Below are 8,071 nucleotides of genomic sequence, written 5' to 3'. Positions count from 1 at the left end.
ATCGGGACGCGAGGGCGGCGCAGCCTTCCTGGAGGCGCGGCGCGGCCGCGGCCCCGCCGCGTTCAGCGCGCCGGCTGCATCAAGCCTTCCCAGCGCTGCACGTCGCGGGCGACGTACTGCGCCGCTTCCTCCGGCGGGGTCGCCAGCACCCGGTCCACGCCCAGCTCGGTCCATTTCTTCCGGACCGACTCGGTCTGCTGCACGCGGGTGATGGCGGCATGCAACGCCTGCATCACCGGCGCCGGCGTGGCGGCGGGGGCGAAGACCGCCTGCCAGACCACCATCTCCGAATCCACGCCGATCTCCCGCCAGGTCGGCACCTCCAGCGCCGCCGGGCTGCGCTGCGGGGAGGTGACGGCGAAGGCCCGCGCCTGGCCGCCGCGCGCAGTCTGCAGCCCGGTCAGAGCGATGTCGTAGACCAGCGCGATCCGCCCGGCCGCCAGGTCGAGCGTCGCCGGCGCACCGCCGCGATAGGGGATCTCCCCCATCTCCAGCCCGGTCGTGCGCAGGAACAGCAGCGCGGCCATGCCGAGCGTGCCGCCGCCGCCGGTGCTGCCATAGTCGAACTTGCCCGGCGCGGCGCGGACCATGCGGAGGAATTCCCGCCCGTCCTGCGCCGGGACGTTGTTGGCCACCAGCATCACCATCGGCATCTCCGACAGGATGGCGACGGGCGCCAGTTGCCGGATCGGGTCGATGGGCGCGTTCGGCACCACCACCCGCAGCACCGCATGGCTGGTGTTGTTGAACAGCAGCGTGTGGCCGTCGGCCGGCGCGCGCGCGACGAACTCGGCGGCGACCATGCCGGCGCCGCCCTGCCGGTTCTCCACAACCACCGGCTGCGGCAGCACCTGGCCCAGCGCCTCGGCCAGCACGCGGGCGCCGACATCGGTGGCGCCGCCCGGCGCGAAGGGCACCACCAGCCGCACCGGCCGGTCGGGGAAAGTCTGCGCCGCGGCCGGCCAGGCCAGCAGCAGGGCGGCGAGGCCCAGGGCAAGTCGCTTCACGGTGTCATCCTCCCGGCAGGGGTCGCGCCCCGGCGGCATGGACGCCCGGCGCGCTTTGGGCTTCCTTAAGACGAAGACCACAAGACCACCAGGGAGGGACGCCGCATGAGCCAGACCGTGGCCCGCACCGTGGCCATGACCGTCAATGGCCGCGCCGTGAGCGTGACCGTGGACGACCCCGCGATGCCGCTGCTCTACGCGCTGCGGAACGACCTCGGCCTCACCGGCCCGCATTACGGCTGCGGCCTCGGCCAGTGCGGCGCCTGCACCGTGCATGTGGATGGCGCCGCCATGCGGTCCTGCCTGCTGCCGGTCGGGGAGCTGGCGGGCAAGCAGGTGACGACGCTGGAAGGCCTCGGCACGCCGGACAGGCCGCACCCCGTCCAGGCCGCCTTCATCGCCGAGCAGGCGGTGCAATGCGGCTACTGCGCCAACGGCATGATCATGGAAAGCGCCGCCTTCCTCGCCCGCACCCCGAAGCCGTCCGAGGCGCAGGTGCGCGAGGCGCTGGCCAACAACATCTGCCGCTGCGGCACCCAGCCGCGCGTGGTGCGCGCCGTGCTGCGCGCCGCGAGCCAAGCCTGAGGGAGGGCACGCGCATGGACGGAATGGCCCTCTCCCGCCGCGGCCTGATCCAGGCCGGCGGCGGCCTCGTGATCGCCTTCGCCGCCGCCGGGCCTAAGCCCGCCGCGGCCTGGACCGAGAAGCCGGTGGCGCTCGAGCAGGTGGACAGCTTCCTCGCCATCGGCGCCGATGGCCGGATCACGGTCTATGTCGGCAAGGTCGATCTCGGCACCGGCGTCCGCACCGGCTTCGCGCAGATCGCGGCGGAGGAACTGGAGGTCCCGCTGGACCGCGTGGCGGTGGTCGAGGGCGACACGGCGCTGACGCCGGACCAGGGCCCGACCTATGGCTCGCTCTCCATCCAGATCGGCGGCGTGCAGCTGCGCCAGGCGGCGGCGACGGCGCGCGCCGCGCTGGTGGCCGAGGCGGCACGCCGCGTCGGCCTGCCGGCCGAGGCGTTGCGGGCGGAGAGCGGCGCGGTGGTGGCGCCGGATGGCAGGCGCCTGGCCTATGCCGAGCTGGTGGGCGGCAAGGCCTTCTCGCTCGCGGTCGATCCCGGCGCCACCATCAAGCCGCCGGAGCAGCGCCGCATCGTCGGCCGGCCGGTGCCGCGCGTCGACATCCCGGACAAGGTCTTCGGCCGCTTCCGGTATGTCCACGACCTGAAGGTCCCGGGCATGCTGCATGGCCGCGCGGTGCGCCCGCCCGCCATGGGCGCGACGGCGGAGGCGGTGGACGAGGCCTCGGTCGCCGGGATCCCCGGCATCGTGAAGGTGGTGCATGAGAAGGGATTCGTCGGCGTGGTCGCCGAGACCGAATGGGCGGCGATCCGCGCGCAGCAGGCGCTGAAGGTCCGCTGGTCCGCCTGGGCCGGGCTGCCGGACCAGGCGAAGCTCTGGGAGCATGTGCGCGCCACGCCCGTCGGCCAGCGGCAGGTGACCAGCGAGAAGGGCGACCCGGCGGCCGCCATCCAGGGCGCAGCGCGGCGCCTCTCGGCCAGCTACGACTTCGCCATCCACACCCATGGCTCCATGGGCCCGTCCTGCGCCGTGGCGGAGTTCAAGGACGGCAGGCTGACGAGCTGGAGCGCCAGCCAGGCGACCCACAACCTGCGCAAGCAGCTAGCCATGATGCTGGGCCTGCCGGTGGAGCAGGTGCGCTGCATCTACCTGGAGGGCGCCGGCTGCTACGGCCGCAACGGGCATGAGGATGCGGCGGCCGATGCGGCGCTGCTGGCCAGGGCCGTCGGCCGCCCCGTGCGCGTGCAGTGGATGCGGGCGGAGGAGCATGGCTGGGACCCGAAGGGCCCGCCGACGCTGATCGACCTGCGCGCCGGGCTCGACGCCCAGGGCAAGGTCGTGGGCTGGGAGAGCGAGGCCTATATCCCGAAAGGCGCCGGCGGCAATGTCGACCTGGTCGCGGCCGACCTCGCCGGCCTGCCCAAGGAAAGCCTGCTCAGCCCCGGCAACATCGTCCACAACCTGGCGCAGCCCTATGCGCTGCCGGCGGTCCGCACCGTCTGCCACCGGCTGGAGACGACGCCCTTCCGCCCCTCCTGGATCCGCACGCCGGGGCGGATGCAGAACACCTATGCGAACGAGGCCTTCCTCGACGAGCTGGCCGCCGCCGCCGGCGCCGACCCGATCGAATACCGCCTCTCGGTGCTGGACGACCCGCGCGGGCGGGAGGTGCTGGAGCGCGTGGCAAGGCTGGCGAACTGGCAGACCCGCCCTTCGCCCCGGCGCGACCAGACCGGGGAGGTGCTGCGCGGCCGCGGCGTGACCTATGTGAAGTACGAGCTGGTGCGCACCTATGTCGCCGGCGTGGCCGAGGTGGAGGTGAACCGCCGCAGCGGCGACATCCGCGTCACCCGCTTCTTCTGCGCGCATGACTGCGGCCAGGTCATCAACCCGGATGCGGTGAAGGCGCAGATCGAGGGCAACGTCGTGTCCACGGTCAGCCGCACCCTGCTGGAGGAGCTGACCTTCGACCGCTCCACCGTCACCAGCCTCGACTGGGCGGGCTACCGGACCATCGCCTTCCCGCAGGTGCCGGAGATCGTCATCGAGCTGATCGACCGCCCCGCCGACCGCCCCTGGGGCGCCGGGGAGCCGGCGGCGGCGGTGGTGCCCTCGGCGGTCAGCAACGCGGTGTTCGACGCGACCGGCGTGCGGCTGCGCAGCGTGCCCTTCACCCCGGCCAAGGTGCGGGCGGCGCTGCAGGGGGCGTAGCGCCGCGGCCGCGGCGGCCTGGCGCGGTCATGCCCGCGGCGGCGGTCAGGCCGCCGCCGGCCAGCGGATCTCCGCCTCGGTGGGCGCATGCTCGAAGGCCGGGCGGGCGAAGAAGTAGCCCTGCATGTAGCGGCCGCCCACCGCGGCCAGCGCCGCCACCTCGGCCGCCGTCTCGACGCCTTCCAGCACCATCTTCACGCCGATCTCGGTGCCGATGCGCAGCAGCCCGGCGACGACCGCCAGCCGCGTGCGGTCGGCGTCGCAGCCCTCCACCAGCACGCGGTCCAGCTTGACGATGTCCGGCCGCAGCTCGACCAGGCGGGCCAGGCCGGAATGCCCGGTGCCGAAATCGTCCAGCGCCACGCGGAAGCCGTGCCGGCGATACTCGGCGATGATGCCGAGCAGGTGCGGCGTGTCGGCGATGCCCTCGGATTCCACGATCTCGAAGGTCAGGCGGTCCAGCGGGAAGCCGGTGCGGGCGGCGGTGCGCAGCGTGGTCTGGATGCAGGCCCGCGGCTCGTAGACCGCGTTCGGCAGGAAGTTGATGTTGAGCTGCCGCGCGATGCCGAGGCGGGCGGCCAGCTCGATCGCCTTCACCCGGCAGGCCTGGTCGAAGGCGTAGCGGTTGTCCGGCGTGACCTGGCCGAGCACATGGGCAGCCCCCTCGCCATGCTCGCCGCGCACCAGCGCCTCATAGGCGTCGATGCGGCTCTCCTGCAGGTCCACCACCGGCTGGAAGGCGATGGTGAAGGGGAAGATCGCCGCCCCGTCGCGGCAGGCGCCGCAGGCCTTGCCGCCGGCGGAGCGGCGCAGCAGCGGGATCAGCTGCGGGTTGGCCGCATCCTGCCGCCCGGACCGCCGCCGCTCGCGCGGCAAGGCGACGGTCCCGCGTGATCGGCCGCTGCCCGCGGCGCCGACCACTGGCTCGTCCTGATCCGGTTGCTGCTCCCGCACCGCATGCATTCCTGTCACCCGCCCGTCGATTAATCATGAATTCCTTGCCGGTGCATGACGTCCGGCGCCGCCCGCGGATGCCTGTCACCGGCACCGGTACCACGCGGCGATCCATGCCGCGGAAGGATGCCCTGCCGGTGCTTTGCCGCCCCTCCGCCGGCAAGGAACGGTGCGCAGGTCGCGCCGGATGCGGCCGCCTTCCCGGCGCCGGCGGCGCGGCGTTGCGTGTCGAACGCCGCGCCGCCGGCGCATTTCTTTACCCTTCGTCAGGCCTTAAGCCTGCGTCAGGCGAAGCCGTAGAGGCGCGCCGGATTGGCCACCAAGATCTTCCGCCGCACCGCCGCATCCGGGGCCCAGGACGCGAGCTGGTTGAACAGCAGCCCGTCATCGATCGGCACCGGCTCGGAGATCTCGGTGGCCGGCTTCTGCAGGGACGTGTTCGGGTGCGGCCAGTCGGTGCCCCAGACGATGCGGTCGGGGTTGGCGGCGATCAGCGCCCGGGCCAGCGGCGCGACATCGGCGAAGTCCGGCGCCGCATTGCTGCTGCGGTAGGCGCCGGAGATCTTCACATAGGCCTTGCCCGACTTCACCAGGTCCAACAGCGCCGCGAAGCCCGGCTGGTCAACGCCGCGCTCCCCGCGCGCCCCGCCGAAATGGTCCACCACCAGCGGCACCGGCATCTGCGCCAGCTGGTCCTTCAGCGCCTCGATGATCGCCAGCCGCGTATAGGTCTGCACGTGCCAGCCGCGCGCCGCTACCTGGTCGACCGCCGATTTCAGCTTCTGCGCCGAGGCCGCGGGGTCCACCACCCCCGCCGTCTCCAGGTTCACCCGCACGCCCCGGATGCCGGCCTGGTGCAGCTCCTCCAGCTGCGCCGGCGTGGTGGAGGCGTCGATCACCGCGACGCCGCGCGCCCGCTGCGGGCCGAGCTGGCGGATGCCGTCCAGCGTGGCGCGGTTGTCCGTGCCGTAGACGCTGGGCTGGACGATGACGACGCGGTCGAGCTTCAGGTCGCGCTGCAGCCGCAGCAGGTCGTCCGCCGTGGCGACCGGCGGGGTGTAGGTGCGGCCGGCGAAGAAGGGGAAGCGCGCCGGGTCGGGGAACACATGGACGTGGCAGTCGCAGGCGCCGGCCGGCACCTCGAAGGCCGGGGCGGTGCGGCCGGCGGCCCGGGCCGGCCCTGCCGCCAGCCCGGCAGCGCCCAGCGCCGCCGCCTGCATGATGCTGCGTCGTGTCGTCATTCGCGGTTCCTCCTGCCCACGCCTTCGCGGCGCTTGCGGCGAAGCTTGCGCCCGCCGGGCAGGACGGCACAACAGGACCGGGCGCGCGGGTTCCCGCGGGCGCCTTCGCCGTGCGGTCAGGCCCAGGCGGGCGGATGCGCCCCCAGCCGCACCGGCGGCAGCGCCCAGCGGGGCGGCGTCTCCGGCAGCCAGCCGGCATGGCGCAGCGCAGTCAGCGCGCCGAACCCGCTCGGCATCGTCTCCAGCAGGTCCCCAAGCTCGTCCAGGCCGGGGACCGGCAGGCCGAAGGCGCCCTCCACCCGGCCCAGGCCGCGCAGCCAATGCGCCGTGCCGGCCAGCGAGACACGGACCAGCCAGGACCCGCCCTCCTCCGCCCGCCGCAGCAGCGCTGCCAGCGTGCCGAAGGCCAGCAGGAAGCCGCTGGCATGGTCCAGCGCCTGGCAGGGCAGCACCTTCGGGTCCGGGGCGGCAGGATCGGCGCCGGCCGCCACCGCCTCGGCATGGTTGAAGCCGCTGGCGGTCTGCACCAGCGAATCGAAGCCGCGCCGGCCGCCCCAGGGCCCCGCCTCGCCATAGGCCGAGAGCGAGGTGCAGACGATGCCCGGCCGCAGCGCCGCCAGAGCCTCCGGCGCGAAGCCCTGGGCGGCGATGGCGCCGGGGCGGTAGCCCTGCAGGAAGACATCGGCCCGCGCCGCCAGGCCGAGCAGCGCCGACCGGCCTGCCGCATCCCGCAGGTCGATCCGGGCGCTGCGCTTGCCGCGGCCGGTATCCGGCAGCAGGTCGTCGAAGCTCGGCAGATGCGCGGCGCTGACATGCAGCACCTCGGCGCCATGCGCCGCCAGCGTGCGGCCACAGACCGGCCCGGCGATGACGCGCGTCAGGTCCAGCACCCGCAGCCCTTCCAGCGGCCGGGCGGCGACCGGCGGCAGCGGCACAGGTGGCGCGTCGCCGATCCGCTCGATCCGCAGCGGCGGCAGCGCCGCCACCGCCTGGCCCTGGGGATGCGCGTCCCACTCGGCCGGGCTGCGCATGGCGGCGACGCACATCCCGGCTTCGGCCGCCGCCTGCTCGAAGGCCAGGCCCTCCCAGTCCTGCAGGGCCCGGCCCACCGCCTCCCGCGTTCCCTCGCAGCCCAGCAGGGCCAGGACGCCCGCGCGGTGATGCGGGAAATTCGTGTGCAGCCGGACGAAGCGGCCATCGCCGCAGCGATAGGTGCCGGCGATGCTGTCCCACCCGGCCGGCGCCGGCCGCCCGTCCAGCCGCAGGTAGCGCTCGGACCCGAACTCGAGCGCCGCATGCCGCATCGCCACCCGCGCCATCTGCGCCGGGCCGCCGCGGCGTCGATGGATCTCGGCGGCCGCCGCGGTGGCGGCCGCGATGGTCGCCTGCGCCGCGGCGGCGACGCGGAAGGAGGATGGCAGCACCGGCTCCTCCCCCGGCAACTCGGCCGGTGGCCGGCCGGCCAGGCCAGCCGCCTGCCACAACGCGCCCAGGATCGCCGTCGGTGCCGGGTCGGGCATCATTCCCCCTCCATCGCCGCCGCGAAGCTTAGGCCGGATCGTGCCGGGGCGTGAGCACCCGGCAGGGTCCCGGCACCGGCGGACCGGCCAGTGGGCCGCCGACAGAATGTGCGTATAGCGACAGAAAAGGCGACCGCGAGGGGAAACGGCGACGGCGATGCGCGTTCGTAAGCCGGAGCCGCCATCTTGGCGGCATCCCGAGAAGCAAGACGAACGGAAACGACCATGGCCGAACAGCAAGGGATGAATGGCGGTCGCGGCAGCTCCAACCCGGGCAACTTCGCCAATGACCGGCAGAAGGCGCGGGAGGCAGGCCGGCTCGGCGGCACGCATCAGGGCAAGGCCAACAATCCCGGCAATTTCGCCAATAATCGCGAAAAGGCGGTGGAAGCCGGCCGCAAGGGCGGCCAGCACAGCCATGGCGGGCAGGCGGCCCGGAAGCCGCCGGTGGACGGCCCGTCGCTGGAGAAGCCGGCACTCTAGGCGCGCCGCGGCGGGTCGCCGGGCCAGGCCGGCATCCGGGCCAGCGCCACGCCGACCCGGGCGGCCGGCGC

Annotated in this window: 7 protein-coding genes; 3 read left to right on the top strand and 4 right to left on the bottom strand. The window is 74.0% G+C overall.

The features are described from left to right. Positions 1-62: 62 nt before the first annotated feature. Positions 63-1,007, bottom strand: coding sequence for a tripartite tricarboxylate transporter substrate-binding protein (locus E2C05_RS25765; RefSeq protein ID WP_158292368.1), 945 nt, complete (start codon positions 1,005-1,007; stop codon positions 63-65). 105 nt (positions 1,008-1,112) lie between these two features. On the opposite strand from E2C05_RS25765, the gene E2C05_RS25760 reads away from it, so the two are divergent. Further along, the gene (locus E2C05_RS25760; RefSeq protein WP_133222508.1) at positions 1,113-1,592 is read left to right on the top strand and encodes a (2Fe-2S)-binding protein; all 480 of its coding nucleotides are present in this window, start codon (positions 1,113-1,115) and stop codon (positions 1,590-1,592) included. A gap of 14 nt (positions 1,593-1,606) precedes the next feature. Further along, the gene (locus E2C05_RS25755; RefSeq protein ID WP_133222507.1) at positions 1,607-3,802 is read left to right on the top strand and encodes a xanthine dehydrogenase family protein molybdopterin-binding subunit; all 2,196 of its coding nucleotides are present in this window, start codon (positions 1,607-1,609) and stop codon (positions 3,800-3,802) included. Positions 3,803-3,847: 45 nt separating this feature from the next. On the opposite strand, the gene E2C05_RS25750 is transcribed toward E2C05_RS25755, so the two are convergent. The 3 genes from E2C05_RS25750 to E2C05_RS25740 form a co-directional block, all read right to left on the bottom strand. Beyond that, on the bottom strand, positions 3,848-4,756 hold the full coding sequence (locus E2C05_RS25750) for an EAL domain-containing protein (RefSeq protein ID WP_338045196.1): 909 nt from the start codon (positions 4,754-4,756) through the stop codon (positions 3,848-3,850). A 284-nt stretch (positions 4,757-5,040) separates the two neighbouring features. Next, entirely contained in the window at positions 5,041-5,997 is a 957-nt protein-coding gene (locus E2C05_RS25745) for an amidohydrolase family protein (protein WP_133222505.1), read from the bottom strand. Between the two features lie 116 nt (positions 5,998-6,113). Continuing rightward, a complete protein-coding gene (locus tag E2C05_RS25740) occupies positions 6,114-7,517 on the bottom strand; it encodes a CoA transferase (protein WP_200306106.1) in 1,404 nt (467 codons plus the stop codon). Positions 7,518-7,742: 225 nt separating this feature from the next. Here E2C05_RS25740 and E2C05_RS25735 point away from each other — a divergent pair, with 225 nt between their 5' ends. Then, positions 7,743-8,000, top strand: coding sequence for a con-10 family general stress protein (locus tag E2C05_RS25735; protein ID WP_192912522.1), 258 nt, complete (start codon positions 7,743-7,745; stop codon positions 7,998-8,000). The last annotated feature ends 71 nt before the right edge of the window (positions 8,001-8,071 follow it).

The organism is Paracraurococcus ruber (genome assembly GCF_004353985.1).
GTDB lineage: Bacteria > Pseudomonadota > Alphaproteobacteria > Acetobacterales > Acetobacteraceae > Paracraurococcus > Paracraurococcus ruber.
The sequence above is the reverse complement of the archived record's forward strand: the minus strand, read 5'-3'. Positions and strand labels throughout refer to the sequence as shown.